Genomic DNA, 17,302 nt, shown 5'->3' on the forward strand with positions numbered 1-17,302 from the left:
GCCGATCCTACTTCACTTTCGTGATAGCTTTCTTCAAAGCTTTCCACAGAGGTGGATCTCGATCGGAAGTAGTGGACATGCCCCAGAACCGCACCGTCATCCGCGGCGGAACCGTCATCGACGTCGAGGCAGGCACCGCCCTGCCCGCGACCGACGTACTCGTCGAGGGCGAGCACATCGTCGCCGTCGGACCCGGGATCGACGCCCCCGGCGCTGAGATCATCGACGCCACGCACCACATCGTCCTGCCAGGGTTCGTCGACGTGCACCGCCACGCGTGGCAGTCGGCCCTACGCGCTACCGCGATCGACGTCGACCTGCAAACCTACCTGGAGCGCGTCCTGGGCCAGTACGGCCCGCGCTTCACCGCCGAGCACGTCGGCACCGCCACCCTCGCCGGAGCCCTCGAGTGCCTCGACGCGGGCGTAACTACGCTCATGGACTTCTCGCACGCCCTGCACTCCCCCGCACACACGGACGCCGTCGTCGATGCCCTTGCCGACTCGGGCATCCGCGCGGTGTTCGGCTACGGGTTCCCCATGTACGGAGCACGTGACCTCGACGACGTCCGGCGGGTCCGCACCACCCGGCTGGCCGACGACGACACGCGCGTCACGATAGCGCTCGCCCCGGTGGGACCCTCGTTCACACCGATCGACGTCGTCCGGGAGGACTGGGCGCTGGCCGACGAGCTGGGGCTGCGCCTGACGTTCCACGTCAGCAGCGGCCCCGTCGCCACGCGGCCCGTCACCGCCCTGCGCGAGCACGGGCTGCTGCGGGCGGGCAGCCTTTACATCCACGGCAGCTCGCTGAACGACGGCGAGCTCGAGCTCATCGCAAGCTCCGGCGGCTACGCGGGCAGCACCCCCGCGGCGGAGGCGCAGCTCACCGGCGGAACACCCGTGATCGGGCGGCTTCGGAAGGCCGGCGTCGTCACCGGGCTCGGCGTCGACGCCGTCACCTCCGTGGCCGGCGACATGTTCTCCACCATGCGCGCCGCACTGGTAGGCAGCCAGATCGCCGACAAGGAACCCCTCACCGCAATCGACGTGCTCCGCATGGCGACCCTCGACGGCGCCACCGCCCTCGGCCTGGGCCACCGCACCGGATCGATCACCCCGGGCAAGCAGGCCGACCTCGTGCTCCTGCGCACCGACGACCTGAACCTGCTCGCCGCGGACCACGACGCGGTAGGCGCCGTGGTCGCCTCCGCCCACGCCGGAAACGTCGACACCGTGCTCGTGGCCGGCCATGTCGTGAAGGCCGGTGGCCGGCTCGCCCGAACCGACCTCGACGCCGTCACCTCAGCAGTCCGCGAGGTCGCCGCCGCCGTCCGCGGCTGAGCGCCCTGCACACCCGTACCCCGCAGACCAGACCCGTCGTCTCAAGGAGACATCACATGCGCGCGCTCCACGTCCCCGCCCCCGGTCAGCCGCCCGTTCTAGGCGAGCTCGACATCCCACAGCCCGGACCCGGCGACGTCCTCGTCAAGGTCAGGGCCGCAGGCCTCAACCCCGTCGACAACATCCTGGCCGCCGGCCACATGACACAAGCAGTCGCCCATGCCTACCCGCTGGTGCTCGGACGCGACGTCGCCGGCACCGTCGAGGCCGTTGGCAAGGACGTCACACACGTCTCGCCCGGCGACCGGGTCCTCGGCTGCCTGCCCCTGCGCCCACCGGTCCAGGCCGGCACCCTCGCCGACTACGCCGTCCTGCCCGGTGACGGGGTGACCCCCTTGCCCGAGGGTCTCGACTTCGTCACCGCCGCCGCGCTGCCCCTGGCCGCGTCGGCCGCCTTCGCGGCAATCGAGTCGGCCTCTCCGCAGGAGGGCGAGGTCGTGCTCGTCAACGGCGCGACCGGGGGCGTCGGCCTCTTCGCCGTGCAGCTCGCCGCCGCCCGTGGCGCCGTCGTCGTGGCCACCGGCACCCCGGAGGACGAGGAGCGCCTGCTCAAGCTCGGAGCCGCCACGGTCATCGACTACACCGCAGGCTCCGTCGTCGGCCAGGTACGGGCCGAGCACTCCGACGGTGTCGACGTCCTGATCAACTTGGTCGGGCAGAGCCCGGAGCAGGTGCCGTTCGCGGCGCTCCGCGTAGGCGGCCGGGTGGCGAGCACGACGTTCGGCGTCGTCACCGACGAAGCGCTCGCGACGGCGAACGCCACCGGCGAGGTGGTCTCCGCGAACCCCGTGCGCGAGACGACCGCACCGCTGGCCGCGCTGGCCGCCATCAACGGTCTCACCGTCGAGGTGGCAGAGGTCCTGCCCCTCGAACGGGCCATCGAGGGCCTCGCGACCCTTGCCGCCGGCATCGCCCGCGGCAAGGTCGTGGTCGCGATCGACGCGTGAAGACCCCGCCCCACCCGCAATCCACCGTCCGCAATCCAGGAGCACACGACATGACGGATACAGCCCTTTCAACCTTCCAGCTCGGCGGTGACCTTCCGGTCGCACGACTCGGCTTCGGCGCGATGCGCCTGGCCCAGGACGGGATGAACCCCCGCAACGAGCCCCGCGACCCGGCGGTAGCCCGCGACGTCCTGCGCCGCGCCGTCGAGCTGGGCGTGAACCACATCGACACCGCCGAGTTCTACCGCTCCCCCGACGGCAGCACCGGAGCGAACGACCTCATCCGCGAAGCGCTCCACCCCTACCCGGCGGATCTGGTGATCGCGACGAAGATCGGGCCCGTCTTCTGCGCGGGCCAGTTCGGCCAGGCCACCGCCGCGGACATGCGCGAGCTGGTGGAGGCGAACCTCGTCGCGCTCGGCGTCGACCGGCTGGACCTGGTGTATCTGCGCATCGGGATGATGGCGCCCCCGCACGGCGAATCCCTGGCCGAGCGGTACGAGGCACTGGCGGCACTGCAGGAGGAGGGCCTCATCCGGCACCTCGGCCTGAGCAACGTCGACGACGCCCACCTCACCGAGGCGCAGCACATCGCCCCGGTCGCCGCGATCCAGAACCTGTTCCACCCGGAGAGCGCCGACGAGCGCGCGCTGCTGCGCCGTACCACCGATGAAGGCATCGCCTTCGTCCCGTTCGGCCCGCTCGGCAGCGGGCAGGCTGGCCGCCAGGACGATGCCTACGCCGAGATCGCTACCCGCTATGACGCCACCGTCCCGCAGGTCGCACTCGCCCACGTCCTCGCGCTGGCCCCGAACACCCTCGCGATCCCCGGAACCGGGTCGATCGGGCACGTGGAGGAGAACGTGGCAGCCGGGTCGCTCACGCTGGCTCCTGCCGACCTGAGCCAGCTCGGCGTCTAGCGGGAGGGGGCCTCGGGCATCTTCCGCGGCCCCCTCCTCCCCCAGCTCAACGTCCGTCGCAGTGGCAACACCCAGGATCTTGTTCAACACGAGGAAGGCCTAGCGATGTCAGAATCCGTCAGCCCGCCTGAGCGCACACCCGAGCCAAGCCCAGGAGGAACCTTTCCTCTGGGGAAGCACACGGTCTCGCGCATCGGGTACGGCGCCATCCAGTTGCCACGGCTGCGTGATCCCGCCGACGCGCAGCGGGTGCTGCGGCGAGCGCTCGATCTCGGTGTGAACCACTTCGACACCGCGGACTTCTACGGCAAGAGTGTCGCGAACGAGTACCTCGCGCAGACGCTGCCCGCGGATGACGACGTCCTGGTTGTCACCAAGGTGGGAGCGCTCCGGACGACACGCGGGCCGGTCCCGATGCGCCCTGGCCAGCGCCCGGAAGAACTGCGCAAGAGCGTCCAGGACAACCTGCGCAGCCTGAACACCGACCGGCTCGCACTGGTCAACATGCGCCGCATGTCGCCCGACGGCGGCTTCCCCGTCGGCCACGACCAGAGGGTCGACTTCGACGACCAGATCGCGGAGATGGTCGCCATGCGCGACGAGGGCCTCATCGGTGACATCGGGCTGAGCGCCGTGTCCCTGAAGGAGGTGCAGCGCGCCCTGTCCGTCGGTATCGCCTGCGTCCAGAACCCGTACAGCCTTGTCGCCCGCAAGGACGAGCCGCTCCTCACACTCTGCGAGAGACACGGCATCGCATGGGCGCCGTACTTTCCGCTCGGCGGCGCGTTGCCCGGCCTGGCGAAGGTCACCCACGAACCGGCGGTCCAGGCGATCGCTCAAACCGTCGGCGCGACGCCCGCGCAGGTCGGGCTGGCGTGGCTCCTCCATCACGCCGGGAACGTCCTGCTCATCCCCGGCACGTCGTCGGTCGACCACCTTGAGCAGAACGTCGCGGCAGGAGAGGTCCGGCTCGACGAGGACGCCCTGGCCAGGCTCGACAAACTCAAGCCGGCCGCCGGCATCCGAGGATTCGTCAACCGCTTCAGGCGGCCCTGACAACAGAGCAGCCGGGTCGCCAGAATCCTGGTCTCGTCTGGCGTCGGACCTGGCGTCGCGTCCTGTTAAGACGGACACACCGCACGGTCGCAGTGTGCCGAACGAGGCTGTGAGGTCACAGGCCCAGGGCACGGCTCGAGGTGTTCGCCAGTGCGTCGATTGGCCGGATGTAGTGCTCTACCAGGGTCGAGACGTCGCGGTGGCGGGTCTGTGCGGCGATCCTGTCCAGTGGGGCACCGGCCAGCGCGGCGGTCGTCGCGTGCCCGGCGCGCAGTGAGTGCCCGGTGACCCGCTCGCCCGGGATACCGGCGGCCTCGGCGCGGGTTCGGATGATCCGGGCGACGGTGTGGCCGCCGATCGGGTCGGTGGTCGTGTGGTCGGGGTATCGCATGCGCGTGAAGACCCTTCCTGGGCGCGTTCCACGCGCGGCGATCCACGTACGGAGTGCGGCTACGGGGTCAGTGGAGGTGTGCTCGCCGGCCGCGACCGCGACGATCTGCCCTTCGCCGTCCTGGTCTGCCTTGGAGCGGCGCACGGTCAGCACCACGCCCCCGAGCCGGAACTCGACGTCAGCGAGGGTCAGAGCGGCGAGCTCCGACCTGCGCAGTGCGGAGGCGAAGCCGATCAGGATGAGGGCCCGGTCGCGGGCGCCGGCCGCGGTGCCCGGATCGATGCGCGCGACGATCTGGCGCACTTCCTCTCCGACCAGGGGACGGGCCTGCCGGCGTGGCGCGACGCCGACGATGCGGCGCAGTCCGCGGCGGACGCGTCCGACCATGGCGTCGGTGATCGGGTCGGGCAGGCCGGCGCGCTGGTGCTCGTAGCCGATTGCGGCGCAGGCGACGTTGATCGTGCCGATGGACAGTCCCTGCTCGGCGCGCTCGGCCAGATAGGCACACACTGTCGCGGGATCCGCAGGGAAGGCGACCAGGCCGCGGGTGGCGCACCATTTCGTGAACATGCGCCACGCGGAGGCGTACAGGATCAGGGTGGACGGGGCGCGCTCGGCGGCGATGGCGGCGACCACGCGAGCAGCGTCGGCCGCCGTGATGCCGGGCAGGGAGAATCGCTGGCCGGGTTGGGTCGGCACGCGCGTCAGGGAGGTAGTCATGACACCGGTGCTACCGGCTCGGCGGCCTCGGGGCGCGCTGTGTACGAGAACCCGCCGTCTACGCAAAGGAGGGTTTGTGGTGACTGGTTCAAGTTCCAGAAACCTTTCAGGCCCGGGAATCCAAGGATTCCCGGGCCTGATTCGTAGCGGGGGCAGGATTTGAACCTGCGACCTCTGGGTTATGAGCCCAGCGAGCTACCGAACTGCTCCACCCCGCGGCGGTAACCCCTACTTTACGCACGCCCGGGGGCTGAGTGCAAACCGGGTCGGGCGGTAGAGACGCAGGTCACAAGCGATCGAACCGATGCGGCCGTGGAACGATCATCCTCATGCCGACGGAGCTGAGCGCCACCACCCTGACCGCGGACCGGATCGTCCGTCTCACCGACGAGCTCGCCGCACTCCCCCACCTGCGACCGGACCCCCGTACCAACGCCCTCTTCGGCGAGCTGGTGCAGACGGTCCTCGCGGCGCCCGACCGTCAGGCCCTCGAGATCCTGGCGCACCCGGAGGTCGAGGATCGCAAGAACGCCGTCCGCGATCTCTCGGCGCGCGGCGAGACCGCGCTCGAGCACACCTGGGCGGAGCGCATCGCGACGGCGCCCGATCCGGCGTCGGCGCTGAGCGAGTTCCCGTACCTCGACAACTACCACCGGCTCACAGCCCTCGAGGTGCGCCTGCTCACCCACTCGGGCGGCACACCGGCGTCCGTCGCCGTGCTCGGCTGCGGGCCGCTTCCCCTGAGCACCGTGGGGTACGCCGACGCGCTCGGCTGCCCCGTCGTCGGCCTGGACCGGGACCCCGTCGCGGTCGCCCTCGCCCGACGGTTCGCCGCGCGGTTCGGTACCCCGCGGGTCCGGTTCGAGCAGGCCGACGCCGCGGACGTCGACCTCGCGGCCCACGACGCAGTGGTGCTCGCCGCGCTGGTCGGGGAGACGTCGTCGGCCAAGGCGGCGATCCTCGCGCGGATGGCCGACTCGATGCGGCCCGGCGCCATGCTGCTCGCACGGAGCGCGCGCGGCCTGCGCACCCTCCTCTACCCGCCGGTGGACCTGCGCGCCATGCCCGGATTCGAGGTGCTGGAGGTGGTCCATCCCACCGACGACGTCGTCAACTCGGTGGTGGTGGCCCGCCGGCTCGGCTGAGCATGACAGAGGCCCCCGGTGCAAGCACCGGGGGCCTCTGTCTTCGTGCGCTCAGCGCGCGGCGGCTGGTCAGCCCGCCGAGCTCTGCGCTTCCTCGGCCGCTATCGCGTCCTCCAGCGCCTGCTGCAGGCGGTCCTGCGCCTCGCCGTAGGCGGTCCAGTCACCATCGCGCTGGGCGGCGTTGGCGTCAGCCATGGCGTCGGCCGCCTCCTGCAGTGCGACGTCGAGGTCCGACCCGGTGCCGCCCGTGCCGGCGCCGCCGGTGGGTTCGCCGCTCGGCTCGCCTGACGGTTCGGGCGTCGGATCCGTACCCGGTTCGCCCTCACCCGTCGGCGGGGTGATGGGCGCTTCGTCCTCGGCCGTACCCGCGTCGCCCGCCTGGGCACCCGAGTCACCGCCGAACACCTGGTCCAGCGCCTCGTCGAGCGTGTCGGCGAAGCCGATGTCGTCACCGAAGGCGACGAGCACCTTGCGCAGCAGCGGGAACTGCGTGCCACCGGTCGACTGGATGTACACGGGCTGCACGTACAGCAGGCCGCCACCGACCGGCAGGGTCAGCTGGTTACCCCGCCGCACCGTGGACGAACCGATCTGCAGGAGGTTCAGCTGCTCGGAGATCGTCGGGTTCGAGTCGAAGTTGTTCTGTACCTGACCGGGGCCGGGCACCGTCGTGTCTCGTGGCAGCTCCAGCAGTCGGAGCTTGCCGTAGTCCTCTGCCTTCTTGCCCGCCTCGTTCCCCGCATCGGCATCCACGGCGAGGAACCCGGTGAGCACCTCTCGGTCCGTGTTACCGCCCGGGATGAAGGTGGACGTCAGCGAGAACGACGACTCCTCCTGCCCGGGCATCTTCAGCGTGAGGTAGTACGGCGGCTGCAGCGGCTTGTTGGCAGCGTCCGACGTCGGGTCGGTCGGGTTGTTCCAGAAGTCCTGGCCCGAGAAGAACTCGGCCGAGTTGTCCACGTGGTACTGGCTGAGCAGGGTGCGCTGCACCTTGAACAGGTCCTCGGGGTACCGCAGGTGGCTCATCAGGTCGCCGGAGATCTCCTCGATCGGCTTGACCGACGTCGGGAAGACGTTGGTCCAGGCCTTGAGGATCGGGTCCTCGGTGTCCCACGCGTACAGGTCGACCGACCCGTCGTAGGCGTCGACCGTGGCCTTCACCGAGTTCCGGATGTAGTTGACCTCCTCCGGCAGCTCGACCGGAGCGCCGGAAGCAGTGGTGAGCGTGTCCGCGACGGCCTCGTCGAGCGGCGTCGACGTGGAGTACGGGACGGCGTCACTGGTGGTGTAGGCGTCGACTATCCACTTCACGCGGCCGTCGACGACCGCCGGGTACACCCGGTTGTCGAGGGTGAGCCACGGGGCGACCTTGCTGACGCGCTGCTGCGGGTCACGGTCGTAGAGGATCTGCGACTCGCTCGTCACGCGGTCGGAGAACAGGAGCTGCTCCTCGCCGAACTTGAGCGCGTACAGCAGCTTGCTCCCGAAGGAGCCCACGTCGGGCCCGGCGTCACCGGAGAACGTCGTGTTGACCTGGCCGCCGTCGTCGGCCTCGTCCGCCTGGTAGTCCAGCTCCCAGGGCTTCGTGCCCTCGGGTGCGCCCACGACGGAATACGTGTCGGTGCTGGGGCTGAAGTAGATGCGCGGCTCGTACTCGCCCTCGAGGTCGGTGATCGCGCCCTGGGACGGGATGCCGCCCTCGAAGAACGCCGGGCGACCGTCCGGGCCCGGCTGGTTGCCGTACGCGGCGACGACGCCGTAGCCGTGCGTGTACACGGTGTGGTCGTTGACCCAGTTGCGCTGGTCCTGGCCGAGGCCGTCGAGGTTCAGCTCGCGCACCGCGATCACGGTGTCGCGGGACTCGCCGTCGATCTCGTACCTGTCCACCGACAGGGAGTCGTCAAAGTTGTAGTACTGCTTGTTCTGCTGCAGCTGACGGAACGACGGCGACACGATCTGCGGGTCCAGCAGCCGGATCGACGCGGCGGTGTCGGCGTCCTCCCGCAGCGCGCCCTCCTCCGCCTGCGTCGTGGCGTCGTACTGCTCCTTCTCGACGCCGTCGATGTCGAACGCCGTCAAGGTCGCGTCGATGTTGCGCTGGATGTACTCGGCCTCCAGCTCCTGCGCGTTCGGGTTCACCTGGAACCGCTGCACGACGGCGGGGTAGATGCCGCCGATGGCGATGGCGGACACGACCATGAGGCCGACGCCGATCGCCGGCAGGCGCCAGTCGCCACGGAACGCGGTGACGATGAACAGCGCGGCGACGAAGATCGCGACCACGGTGAGGATGCCCTTGGCGGGGATCACCGCGTGCACGTCGGAGTACGAGGCGCCGTCGAACCGGTCGCCCGCGTTGGTCAGGATCGAGTAGCGGTCCAGCCAGTAGTTGGCGGCGATCAGGAGCAGACCGATGGCGCCGATGACGGCGAGGTGGACGCGCGCGGCGGTGGTGGTCCGCGGACCACCGGCTGCGGCGGGTCCGACCCGCAGGCCCCCGTACAGGTAGTGCGTGACCAGCCCGGCGATACCGGCGATCACCACCACCGAGATGAGGAACCCGACGCCGAACCGCAGCACGGGCAGCGTGAAGACGAAGAACCCGAGGTCCATGTTGAACTCGGGGTCGGTCTCGCCGAAGGACTCGCCGTTGAACGCCAGCAGCACCGTCCGCCACTGCGCGGAGGCAGCGACGCCGGCGAAGAAGCCGACGAGGACCGGCGCGGCGACCATGACGACCCGGCGCAGCGGCTCGACGGCCTCACGGTACTGGTCGAGCGTCGCCTGCTCGGGGGTGCTGGGCGCGTAGATGGGGCGGGACCGGTAGGCCGCGGTGAACGACCAGAACACGGATCCGGCCATCAGCAGGAACCCGGCGGCGAACAGGGCGGCGCGCATGCCCCACTCGGTCCAGATCACCCGGGAGAACCCGAGCTGACCGAACCACATCACCTCGGTCCAGAACTGGGCTAGGAGAAGCAGGGCTGCGATCACGGCGGCGACCGCGACTATCGCCACCCCCAGCGGACTGCGTCGTCGGGCTCGGGGGGCGCCGCCGGAAGGGCGGCGAGGTGCTGCGGCGAAGGACACGACTGCGTTACCTCACGTCATCAAATGGTTGGGCCGTACCCAGGTGGAACGGCCGGGCTCTGCTCAAGGTTCCCAGCACAAGGTTCCCACATCCTCCAGATGTGCAACACACGGTCAACATCTGCACCGGGAGGTCAGGAACACGTCGGGAGGTCGCTGCCCTCGTCCCGTCCGATCTGCTCGACGGCGTCCCGCGCCTCGGCCAGCGTCGACACCTTCACGACGTTCAGCCCGGCGGGCACGTTGCCGACCACCTGGGCGCAGTTGTCCGCCGGTGCGAGGAACCACTTGGCGCCGTCCCGGACCGCCCCGTACAGCTTCTGCTCGATGCCCCCGATCGGGCCCACCGTGCCCTCCGGGCTCATCGTCCCGGTGCCGGCGATCACCTTTCCGTTCGCCTCGTCCTCGGCGGTCAGCTTGTCGATGATGCCGAGCGCGAACATGGTGCCCGCGCTGGGCCCGCCGATGTTCTCGATCTCGATGGAGACGTCCACGGGGAAGTCGTAGCGCGGGTCGATGAAGACGCCGAGGACCGCCCGCTCGCCGTTGCCCGACGTGGTGATGTCGACATCCATCGCGCGCTTGCCCCGCTGGACCCCGAGCGTCACGTCGTCCCCCGGGTTCGTCTCGGCGAGCCCGTCGATGAGGTCGGCATAGGTGCCGACGGGCTCACCCTGGAACTCGACGATCACGTCGCCCTCGGAGAGCTTGCCCTCGGCCCCGGAGCCCGGCTCCGTCCCGGCCACGTCGAGGACGGCGGGCACGTCGTAGCCGATCTCGGTCAGCGCTGCCGCCGTGGCGGACTCCTGCGACGACACCATCTCCGCCTGGCTGAGCTCCTTCTGCTGCTCCTGGGTGGTCGCCTCGGGGAAGATCGCCTCCACCGGCAGCACCGAGCGCTTCGGGTCCAGCCAGCCCTGGATCACCTGGCCGGACAGCATCGGATAACCCGGTCCGCCCAGCACGGAGACCGTCGTGAGGCGGAGCTCGCCCGTCGACTCGTACGTCCGCGCGCCCTCGATCTGGATCAGGTTCCGCTGCAGCGTGTCCTCGGTAGGCCCCGGCGAGCGCATCGCGTACGGAGTCGGCACCACCAGCGCCACCGCGGCGAGGACTGCGGTGGCCAGCAGGGAGACGCCGAGCGTCACCGTGCGGCGCGAGATCGGGGCGACCGCTACCGGCGCGTCGTCGAAGGGCGACGGGTCGGGCTGCGGGGCGGGCTGGCGGTCGCGCATATCAGTCACCGGACCATCATTCCTCACTTGGCTGAGGTTTCCGTGAAAGCCGCCTGACCGCGACGCGTGCCTGATCGCACGATGCCGATCGCTACGCCGTCCCTCTACGCCAATCCCTACGCCGTCGTGCAAAGATTTTCCACTTGAACGGTGTGTTATACCCCACGTCGCGCCGATAACACGCTACGGTCATTCCGTGGCCCACGACGCCCTGACGTCCGTGGAGGTGCGCCGGAGCCGCCGTCGCACCGCCACGGTGAGCGCATATCGCGACGGTGGACGGACCATCGTCGCCATTCCCGCGCGCTTCTCTCGGGCTCAGGAACGAGAGTGGGTGGCCAAGATGGTGGCCCGGCTGGAGGACAAGGAACGGCGCCGCCGTCCGTCCGACCAAGAACTGATGGACCGTGCCGGCGAGCTCTCGGCCAAGTATCTGGACGGCCACGCCAAGCCCTCGAGCGTGCGGTGGTCGTCGAACCAGGGCCGGCGCTGGGGGTCGTGCACGCTGCTCGACGGGTCCATCCGCATCTCGACCCGCCTCCAGGGCATGCCGTCCTGGGTGCTCGACTACGTGCTGCTGCACGAGCTGGCGCACCTGCTGCACGCGGGCCACGGCCCGGAGTTCTGGAAGATCCTGGAGGTCTACCCCAGGACCGACCGGGCGCGCGGATTCCTCGAGGGCGCGTCGTTCGCACAGGACGACCCGGGGGACATCACGTCCGACGACGGGGACGACTGACCGCTGAGTCGTGAGCCGACTCAGTCCTCGCCGAAGATCTCCTTGAGCGCGGCGTCGACGTCGGCGTGCTCGTTCTCCGCGGCCTCGCGGCGTACGAGGTAGCTCGACGGGTCGTCGAGGTCCTGCGTGCCCGGCAGCAGATCGGGGTGGTCCCACACGGCGTCGCGCCCCTCGGCGCCCTGGGCGCGGGAGACTATCGAGAACAGGGTCGCCGCGTCGCGCGACCGGCGCGGCCGCAGCTCCAGCCCGACCAGCGTCGAGAACGTCTGCTCGGCAGGGCCGCCCGCGGCACGACGGCGCCGGATCATCTCGCGCAACGGGATGGCGTGCGGCAGGTGCGGCAGGGCGGCGATGGCGCTGACCTCGTCGACCCAGCCCTCCACCAGGGCGAGCGTGGTCTCCAGGTTCAGCAGCACGGCCTTCTGCTCGTCGGTGTTCTGCAGCCCGAACACACCGCCGGACAGGGCGCTGCGCAGGGCGTCGGAGTCGGCGAGGTCGATGTCGCGCACCTGCGCCTCGAGCGCGTCGAGGTCGATGGTGATGCCGCGGGCGTAGCGCTCCACTATCGACAGCAGGTGCGACCGGAGCCACGGGACGTGGGTGAACAGGCGGGCGTGCGCAGCCTCGCGGACGGCGAGGAACTGCCGGACCTCGTCCAGCGGGGCGTCCAGTCCGTCGGCGAACGCGGCGACGTTCGTGGGCAGCAGCACGGTGTCGGAGCTGTCGAGCAGCGGCAGGCCGACGTCGGTGGCGCCGAACACCTCCTGCGAGAGCGTGCCGGCGGCCTGGCCGACCTGCATGCCGAACACCGCCGAGCCGAGCCGGCGCATCATCTGGGTCGGGTCGATGGAGCCGCCGAGCCCGTGCAGGACGCCAGCGGGCATCCCGGGGATCGCCTCGCCGTCGTCGATGCCCTCGGGAAGCTGGTCGCGCAGCACCGTGGCCAGCGCCTCCGAGACGGACGAGGCGACGGGCGCCGCCAGCTCGTTCCACACGGGCAGCGTCGCCTCGACCCACTCGGACCGGTTCCACGCGTGCCGCTTCCCGCCGGCGGGCGGCAGGTCGGTGACGGCGTCGAGCCAGAGCTCGGCCACCGCGAGCGCGTCCGTGGCGTCCTTGGCCTGCTTGCCGGTCAGGGACGGGTCACCCTTGCTGACGGCGACCTGTCGCGCGACGTCGTGCGCGACGTCGGCGTTGACCGGTCCGGTGCCCTCGGCCGAGAGCATCTTCTGCACCTGGGCCAGCGCGTACTGCATCATCACGGGGTCGGGTGGTCCACCGAGCGCGGTCGGGTCGATGCCTCGCTCGCGCATCTCGGCCATCACTTCGTCTGCGCCGTCGCCGAGCATCGAGCGCAGCATCTCCTCCCACGACTGGGGGGTATCGCCGGGCTGGTGCTGGTCGCTCATAGGGTCACCGTAACCGGGTCGGCAAGCTCTGCGCCGTCCATTTGGCTCTGGGCGCACACGGGAACTTCCGCTCCGCACGACGCTTTGGATATACCTCTGGAACTGTGGACGACGGCCGGGGGCGTGCGACGCCGTCGTGCATCGTTGTCGCCATGAAGCCCCCTCCCCTGCTCCGGCTGCGGCCAGGCACACCGGTGCTCAGTCGCGGCGGCGGCCAGATGCAGTGCGGTTCGGACCCGCGGTGGTCGTTCGTGCTGACCGGGCTCACGCCTGCCGAGGAGACATGGCTCGAGGAGATCGCCGAACGGCGGCACGTGACCGTCGAGCAGTCGGCTGCGCGGTGCGGTGTTCCCGCCGAGCGGCGCGACGAGATCATGACCGCCCTGTTCCGGGCGGGCGTGCTGGTCCCCGTGCCGGCAACGGTCGGCGCGGTGACGGCTCCGGCGGACGGCGCCGCGGACGCGACGGTGCTCGGCATGCTGCGGCCCGACGGCGCGGGGCTCGCAACCCTGGCCGACCGCGCGCGGCGGGTGGTCGGCGTCGTCGGGCTCGGACGGCTGGGCACGGCGGTCGCGCTGCACCTGGCGACGGCGGGCGTCGGCGGGCTGCTGCTGCACGACCCGCTGCCGGTACAGGTCACCGACGTCGGGCTGGGCGGTCTACGGGCGGTCGACGTCGGACAGGCGCGCGACGACGCCGTCCGCTCCATGCTGGCGGAACGCTCCCCGCGTGTGACGGTGCGGGTCGACGACGGCAGGACGGGCGGGACGGGGCTCGACCCGACGACCCTCGATGTCGTGGTCGTCACCGAGCCGCACGCCGCGCACCCTGCGCGGTACCAGCGGCTGCTCGGCCTCGGGGTACCGCACCTGCCGGTGGTGGTACGGGAGGCGGACGTGGTGGTCGGGCCGTTCGTCCGGCCCGGCCGGTCGGCCTGCGTGACGTGCGTGGACCTGGCCCGCGCCGACGCCGACCGGGAGTGGCCCGCGCTGGCCACCCAGCTGCGCAAGGTGGCGGAGCCGACGCAGGAGGCGACGCTCGCCGCGGTGGCAGCGGCGACGGCCGCGAGCCAGGTGCTCGCCCAGCTGGACGGACACCGGCCCGCGGCCGTGGGTGCATGCCTGGAGATCTCGCTCCCGGCAGGGCTCCCCCGCGTCAGGCCGGCGGAACCGCACCCGCGCTGCGGGTGCGTGGTCCTGCCAGCTTGACGCCCTACGTCGAGTGCGGGGTGTTCGCCCGGCCAATGGTCGTTGACCGGGCGAACATCACGCACTCGACGCTGCGGCTGGATCAGGCCGCTGCGACGTTCTCCGACTTGCGGGGCCGTCCCCGGCCACGCTTGCGGGCGACAACGGCGCCGTCGACGAAGACCTCGCCGCCCCAGACGCCCCAGGGCTCGTTCCGCTCGAGGGCGCCGGCGAGGCAGCCCTCGATCAGGGGGCAGGTGCGGCACAGGGCCTTGGCCTGCTCCACCTGGGTGCTGTGCTCGGCGAACCACAGCTCCGGGTCGTTGGTACGGCACGGCAGCAGTGTGTCCATCAGCCGGTTGAACTCCGCCGAGTCCGAACCGATCCCGCTCGTGACGGGGTGTTGAGGTGGGTCCCAGGGGCCCGAACCGCCCTGGGGAAGAGTGTCGAGGAGCGCAGTGAGGCGCACGGTTGTCTCCTGTGTCCTGTAAAGAAGAACGTCGTCGATGAACGTCTGGGGGAACAGGACCCCGGGCTAGATCTCGGCCGGCCGGCCCTGGCGGGGCCGGGTCTCCGGGCAAGAATTAAGGCCGCGGGTCCTAGATGGACTCCGCGGCCTGGATGACTCGGTCGTTAGACCGGCGAGTCTCCTGGAGATGCGGAGTCGGGTGCGAGAGCGGACGGCTTGTTGCCTCCGCGGTGAGTGCGCGCGCGGAAAGGCAGAGCTGCGCCGATTGCCTGAACGGGCTCGTTGCCGAGCACGTACTTGCACGCGTGCAGATCCGTCTGCGGAATCATGTTCATCTCCAAGACACCCACCTCCTCACTCGAATCCGGGCCAGACCTTAAGGTCTCACCCACTGCCGTCAGGGACATGTGAACACTATGCCGGGGCACCGGGGCGAGCCAACTCTTTTTCCAAACTTTCTTGAGAAGTTTTTCGCCGGTCCCGGAACGGCCCACTCTGCAGCCATTCCGGGAGCCTCCGAACCACTCGAAAGTTCCCTCGCCGGACCACCTGACAGGCCGCTACGGCCGCTCAGGTGCTCGGTGCGCTCGCCACTATCGCGAGGATCGTGGCGCCGTACCTGTCGATCTTCGCCGGACCTATCCCGTCCACGCGAGCAAGTTCGGCTATGGCCGAAGGTCGGATCTCCGCGATGGCCGCCAGTGTCGCGTCGGTGAGCACCGTGTAGGCGGGCTTGTCCGTCTCGCGGGCGACCTCGAGGCGCCAGTCGCGCAGGGCGTCGAAGAGCGCGACGTCGTGCTCGCCGGTCAGCAGCGCCCGGGCCTGGCCCTTGGTCGTGGTCCGTGCCCTGGGAGAGCGCAGGTCCTCCGGCCACAGCCCGTCGAGGAACCTGGTGCGCTTGCGCGTGGGCCGGCCACCCGGGTTCCGCGCGCGCCCGAACGACACCTCCAGGTGCTCGCGCGCGCGGGTGATCCCGACGTACAGCAGCCGGCGCTCCTCGTGCACGGCGTCGTCGGACTCCGCCAGCGAGATCGGCATCAGCCCCTCGCTCATGCCGGCGAGGAAGACGGCGTCCCACTCCAGACCCTTGGCCGCGTGCAGCGAGGCGAGCGTGACGCCCTCGACCGTCGGCGCGTGCTGCGCCGCGGCGCGTTCGTCGAGCTCGGCGACGAGCAGTGCGACCGTCGCTGGGCTCTCGGGGGTCGCGGCTGCGGCCAGGTCGTCCGCGAGCGAGACGAGCGCCTGCATGGCATCCCAGCGCTCGCGGGCGGCACCGCGCGCCGTGGGCGGCTGGTCGGCCCAGCCGGCGGTGGCGAGGATGTCGCGCACCTGGTCCGGCATGGGCAGCTCCGGATCCGCAGAGCGGGCGGCACCACGCAGCAGCACTATCGCGTCGCGCACCTCCTTGCGCTGGAAGAACCGCTGCCCGCCGCGCACGAGGTAGCCCACCCCGGCGTCGGCGAACGCGGCCTCGAACGCCTCGGACTGCGAGTTGGTCCGGTACAGCACGGCGATCTCGCTCGGCTTCACGCCCGACTGGATCAGGCGGGCCGCCCTGCTGGCGACGCCCTTCGCCTCGGCCTCGTCGTCGTCGTACGCCGTGAAGGCGATCGGCGGGCCCGGCTTTCGCTGCGCGATGAGCTCCAGCGCCTGGTGCGCACCGCCTCCGCGGCCGGCGCGCTTGAGCACCTCGTTGGCGAGGTTCACCACCTGCGGCGTCGAGCGGTAGTCACGCACGAGCCGGATCTCCTGCGCCTCGGGGTAGGTCCGCCGGAACTCCAGGAGGTGGCGCGGCGAGGCGCCGGTGAAGGAGTAGATGGTCTGCGACGGGTCGCCCACCACGCACAGCTCCTTGCGCCCGCCGAGCCACTGGTCCAGCAGGAACTGCTGCAGCGGGGAAACGTCCTGGTACTCGTCCACGACGAAGCGCCGGTACTGCGAGCGCACCTCGTCCGCCACGATCTTGTGGCTGTTCAGCATGTCCCCGAGCATGAGGAGCACGTCCTCGAAGTCGATGACCTCGCGTTCCGTCTTCACGTCCTCGTACGCCGTGATGAGGCGCGACACCGTCTGCGGGTCGTAGCCCGATGGCGCCTCGCGGCCGGTCGCGAGCAGCGCCTTCTCGTAGTCGTCGGCGGTGATGAGCGAGACCTTCGCCCACTCCACCTCGCTGCTCAGGTCGCGGACGGCGACGCGGTCCACGCTCAGGCCGAGCCGGCGGGCCGCCTCCGCGATGATCTGCGCCTTGTGCTCCACCAGCCGGGGCGGGGCGCCGCCCACCACGCGCGGCCAGAAGTACCCGAGCTGCCGCAGCGCCGCGGCGTGGAACGTGCGGGCCTGCACGCCCTGGACGCCGAGCTCGCGCAGCCGCGTGCGCATCTCCCCCGCCGCACGGGCCGTGAACGTCACCGCGAGCACGCTGGTCGGCGCGTACACGCCGATGCGCACTCCGTAGGCGATGCGATGGGTGATGGCGCGCGTCTTGCCCGTGCCCGCACCCGCGAGCACCATGACCGGCCCGTTGAGCGCGAGCGCCACCTCGCGCTGCTCGGGGTCGAGCGCGGTCAGGATGGCGTCGGGGCTCATCGGTC

At 70.7% G+C, this 17,302-nt stretch carries 13 protein-coding genes and 1 tRNA gene; 7 read left to right on the forward strand and 7 right to left on the reverse strand.

Features of this window, described 5'->3' with window-relative positions; all coding sequences use genetic code 11:
- Positions 1-77: 77 nt before the first annotated feature.
- From ACFO6V_RS21205 to ACFO6V_RS21220, 4 genes are all read left to right on the forward strand, one after another.
- Positions 78-1,343, forward strand: a complete 1,266-nt coding sequence (locus tag ACFO6V_RS21205; protein ID WP_377138985.1) for an amidohydrolase family protein — start codon at positions 78-80, stop codon at positions 1,341-1,343.
- 56 nt (positions 1,344-1,399) lie between these two features.
- Entirely contained in the window at positions 1,400-2,350 is a 951-nt protein-coding gene (locus tag ACFO6V_RS21210; protein ID WP_377138987.1) for an NADP-dependent oxidoreductase, read from the forward strand.
- A gap of 50 nt (positions 2,351-2,400) precedes the next feature.
- A complete protein-coding gene (locus ACFO6V_RS21215) occupies positions 2,401-3,270 on the forward strand; it encodes an aldo/keto reductase (protein WP_377138990.1) in 870 nt (289 codons plus the stop codon).
- Positions 3,271-3,375: 105 nt separating this feature from the next.
- Positions 3,376-4,326, forward strand: coding sequence for an aldo/keto reductase (locus ACFO6V_RS21220; protein ID WP_377138993.1), 951 nt, complete (start codon positions 3,376-3,378; stop codon positions 4,324-4,326).
- A 115-nt stretch (positions 4,327-4,441) separates the two neighbouring features.
- On the opposite strand, the gene ACFO6V_RS21225 is transcribed toward ACFO6V_RS21220, so the two are convergent.
- Both ACFO6V_RS21225 and ACFO6V_RS21230 read right to left on the reverse strand, forming a co-directional pair.
- Positions 4,442-5,437 carry a site-specific integrase gene (locus tag ACFO6V_RS21225; protein ID WP_377138995.1) on the reverse strand — a complete coding sequence of 332 codons (996 nt, stop codon included), beginning with the start codon at positions 5,435-5,437 and terminating at the stop codon, positions 4,442-4,444.
- A gap of 144 nt (positions 5,438-5,581) precedes the next feature.
- Positions 5,582-5,655 (reverse strand) — tRNA-Met (locus ACFO6V_RS21230).
- 111 nt (positions 5,656-5,766) lie between these two features.
- On the opposite strand from ACFO6V_RS21230, the gene ACFO6V_RS21235 reads away from it, so the two are divergent.
- A complete protein-coding gene (locus tag ACFO6V_RS21235; protein ID WP_377138998.1) occupies positions 5,767-6,582 on the forward strand; it encodes a nicotianamine synthase family protein in 816 nt (271 codons plus the stop codon).
- 69 nt (positions 6,583-6,651) lie between these two features.
- Here ACFO6V_RS21235 and ACFO6V_RS21240 read toward each other — a convergent pair whose 3' ends face one another.
- A complete protein-coding gene (locus ACFO6V_RS21240) occupies positions 6,652-9,672 on the reverse strand; it encodes a UPF0182 family membrane protein (protein WP_377139001.1) in 3,021 nt (1,006 codons plus the stop codon).
- A gap of 134 nt (positions 9,673-9,806) precedes the next feature.
- Entirely contained in the window at positions 9,807-10,907 is a 1,101-nt protein-coding gene (locus tag ACFO6V_RS21245) for a YlbL family protein (RefSeq protein WP_377139188.1), read from the reverse strand.
- 196 nt (positions 10,908-11,103) lie between these two features.
- Here ACFO6V_RS21245 and ACFO6V_RS21250 point away from each other — a divergent pair, with 196 nt between their 5' ends.
- Positions 11,104-11,646 carry a SprT-like domain-containing protein gene (locus ACFO6V_RS21250; protein ID WP_377139004.1) on the forward strand — a complete coding sequence of 181 codons (543 nt, stop codon included), beginning with the start codon at positions 11,104-11,106 and terminating at the stop codon, positions 11,644-11,646.
- A gap of 20 nt (positions 11,647-11,666) precedes the next feature.
- Here ACFO6V_RS21250 and ACFO6V_RS21255 read toward each other — a convergent pair whose 3' ends face one another.
- Positions 11,667-13,055 carry a zinc-dependent metalloprotease gene (locus ACFO6V_RS21255; RefSeq protein ID WP_377139007.1) on the reverse strand — a complete coding sequence of 463 codons (1,389 nt, stop codon included), beginning with the start codon at positions 13,053-13,055 and terminating at the stop codon, positions 11,667-11,669.
- Between the two features lie 152 nt (positions 13,056-13,207).
- On the opposite strand from ACFO6V_RS21255, the gene ACFO6V_RS21260 reads away from it, so the two are divergent.
- Entirely contained in the window at positions 13,208-14,263 is a 1,056-nt protein-coding gene (locus ACFO6V_RS21260) for a ThiF family adenylyltransferase (protein WP_377139010.1), read from the forward strand.
- 82 nt (positions 14,264-14,345) lie between these two features.
- Here ACFO6V_RS21260 and ACFO6V_RS21265 read toward each other — a convergent pair whose 3' ends face one another.
- Entirely contained in the window at positions 14,346-14,711 is a 366-nt protein-coding gene (locus ACFO6V_RS21265; RefSeq protein ID WP_116673785.1) for a WhiB family transcriptional regulator, read from the reverse strand.
- Between the two features lie 570 nt (positions 14,712-15,281).
- Entirely contained in the window at positions 15,282-17,297 is a 2,016-nt protein-coding gene (locus ACFO6V_RS21270; protein ID WP_377139012.1) for an ATP-dependent helicase, read from the reverse strand.
- Positions 17,298-17,302: the final 5 nt, after the last annotated feature.

The sequence above is a fragment of the Promicromonospora alba genome (genome assembly GCF_042654905.1).
Taxonomy (GTDB): Bacteria; Actinomycetota; Actinomycetes; order Actinomycetales; family Cellulomonadaceae; genus Promicromonospora; species Promicromonospora alba.

Excerpts from the sequence above, each read along its gene's own strand:
- ACFO6V_RS21205 (WP_377138985.1), top strand. The coding sequence starts at position 78 with ATGCCCCAGAACCGCACCGTCATCCGCGGCGGAACCGTCATCGACGTC.
- ACFO6V_RS21210 (WP_377138987.1), top strand. The coding sequence starts at position 1,400 with ATGCGCGCGCTCCACGTCCCCGCCCCCGGTCAGCCGCCCGTTCTAGGC.
- ACFO6V_RS21215 (WP_377138990.1), top strand. The coding sequence starts at position 2,401 with ATGACGGATACAGCCCTTTCAACCTTCCAGCTCGGCGGTGACCTTCCG.
- ACFO6V_RS21220 (WP_377138993.1), top strand. The coding sequence starts at position 3,376 with ATGTCAGAATCCGTCAGCCCGCCTGAGCGCACACCCGAGCCAAGCCCA.
- ACFO6V_RS21225 (WP_377138995.1), bottom strand. The coding sequence starts at position 5,437 with ATGACTACCTCCCTGACGCGCGTGCCGACCCAACCCGGCCAGCGATTC.
- ACFO6V_RS21235 (WP_377138998.1), top strand. The coding sequence starts at position 5,767 with ATGCCGACGGAGCTGAGCGCCACCACCCTGACCGCGGACCGGATCGTC.
- ACFO6V_RS21245 (WP_377139188.1), bottom strand. The coding sequence starts at position 10,907 with ATGCGCGACCGCCAGCCCGCCCCGCAGCCCGACCCGTCGCCCTTCGAC.
- ACFO6V_RS21255 (WP_377139007.1), bottom strand. The coding sequence starts at position 13,055 with ATGAGCGACCAGCACCAGCCCGGCGATACCCCCCAGTCGTGGGAGGAG.
- ACFO6V_RS21260 (WP_377139010.1), top strand. The coding sequence starts at position 13,208 with ATGAAGCCCCCTCCCCTGCTCCGGCTGCGGCCAGGCACACCGGTGCTC.
- ACFO6V_RS21270 (WP_377139012.1), bottom strand. The coding sequence starts at position 17,297 with ATGAGCCCCGACGCCATCCTGACCGCGCTCGACCCCGAGCAGCGCGAG.